Source organism: Ursidibacter arcticus (assembly GCF_009761375.1).
GTDB lineage: Bacteria > Pseudomonadota > Gammaproteobacteria > Enterobacterales > Pasteurellaceae > Ursidibacter > Ursidibacter arcticus.
The window spans coordinates 1-1,828 of the sequence record NZ_LEKM01000004.1 but is presented as its reverse complement, the minus strand read 5'-3'; the positions used below and the strand labels follow the sequence as shown (position 1 = coordinate 1,828).

Genomic DNA, 1,828 nt, shown 5'->3' with positions numbered 1-1,828 from the left:
TTGTCAGCGGTCTGTGGTGGGCTTAAGCCCACCCTACACGAAATAAGTTCGTCAATAATCTGGGGTTAATGTAATTAGCCCCTACGACAATAGTCCCTACGACAATAGGTCCTACGATAATATCCCCTACAATAATTAGCAAATGTATATTTGCAGTACAGATCACACAGAGAGTTCCATTTTTGAGTAAAGAATGGGGGAAATCAGATTAGCCTCCAATACTGGCTAAATTATTTCTGACACCACTATCGCCAATATGCAGATAATGATGCTCACGTTTACCTTGTAAGGCAGATTTTAAACGAGTTTCTAGCTGTAATTGTTGTTCGTCCGATTGCAATAAGTCTCGAATATCAATACCTTCTTCACCAAATAAACAAAGGTGTAATTTACCTAGAGCGGATACACGCAAGCGGTTACAACTTGCACAAAAATGTTTCTCATAAGGCATAATTAAACCAATTTCCCCTTGATAATCGGGGTGAGAAAGCACTTTAGCTGGGCCATCTGTAATGGCTTTAGGTTTTAATTGCCAGCCTTCTTGTTGTAGTCGGGCTAGAATTTGTTGTCCTGACAGATGTTGTTGTTTAAAAAAGTGATCCATCTCACCTGTTTCCATCAGCTCAATAAATCGCATTTGAATTGGGCGGTCTTTAATCCAACGCAGAAAATCATCTAGCCCTTTTGCCGTATATTGTTTCATCAAAACAGCATTGACTTTGACTTTCTGATAACCGATTTCAAAGGCACGATCAATACCTGTCAAAATTGATGCCAGTTTATTTTCTCCAGTAATTAAATGGAATTGGCGAGGATCAAGGCTATCCACACTTACATTTAAATGGGTAATTCCAGCTTCTTGCCAAAGCTTGACATCTCTAGCCATTCGATAGCCGTTGGTTGTCAGAGCAACTTGGCGGATACCTGCGGTTTGTGAAATAGAATGAGCAACTTCTAAAAAATCTTTGCGTAATGTCGGCTCACCGCCTGTAATACGCACTTTTTCAGTCCCTAAGCTAGCGAAGGTTTTTGCAATACGCTGAATCTCATCAACTCGTAAAAACGTTTGACGTTGTGAAGGTGGCTGATAGCCATCAGGCAAGCAGTAGTTGCAACGGAAATTGCATACATCGGTAATAGATAATCGCAAATAGACATATTGACGGGCAAAGCGGTCAATAAGCCCTGAAACTGTTCCATCACCGACATTTTTTATCGGGATATTTTGCATTTGACACCTTTCTAAGCACGAGTGGACAAGCAATTTCTCGCTAATCCATTGAACCCAAATTCATTAATGTTATTAGACGCTAGTTAAATGATTTGGATTACAGGCTTGCTACCTTATTTTTGCAAAAATTTATAAAAATCTTACCGCTTAAATATTCGAACGGTGGCTCAAACTTAGGTACACAAGCTCGGAGTCGGAAAAGTACCAATTGTAGAGAGGTTAATTAGGAAAGGCAAGTATTCTAATCTAGAGAGAGTCAGAATTGTAAAATATTGAAAATATCACCTATTAATCAGGTGTTTTTGTTGTGTTTTTTTTTTTTTTTTTAGGATAGGGAAGTTTTTATCTAATTTTTACAAGGGTAATTTAAGCGATTATCCCGTTTTAAATACACAACAATAAATAGGAACAATTTATGTTTAATAAATCTAAATTAAGTTTAGCGGTATTGCTTGGTTTGGGTGCGTTTTCTGCTCAACCACAATCAGCACTTGCTACAAGTTATAGTTGCCCACCATCAGGATCATCACTAGAAGGAATAAGTCCAGAGACAATTGCGATGTGTGGCACACTAAAAGGCGACAAAGGCGAAACCGG

At 38.6% G+C, this 1,828-nt stretch carries 2 protein-coding genes and 1 riboswitch; of the genes, one reads left to right on the top strand and one right to left on the bottom strand.

Annotation, left to right across the window (positions count from 1 at the left end; genetic code table 11):
* Positions 1–208 precede the first annotated feature (208 nt).
* Positions 209–1,231, bottom strand: a complete 1,023-nt coding sequence (gene moaA, locus A1D25_RS00040; protein ID WP_157393688.1) for a GTP 3',8-cyclase MoaA — start codon at positions 1,229–1,231, stop codon at positions 209–211.
* Positions 1,220–1,436, bottom strand: a riboswitch (molybdenum cofactor riboswitch). It overlaps the preceding gene by 12 nt.
* Positions 1,437–1,646: 210 nt before the next feature.
* Between moaA and A1D25_RS00035 the strand changes: the two genes are divergently transcribed.
* Positions 1,647–1,828 (top strand): hypothetical protein (locus A1D25_RS00035; RefSeq protein ID WP_157393687.1); only part of this gene is annotated, 182 nt, incomplete at its 3' end.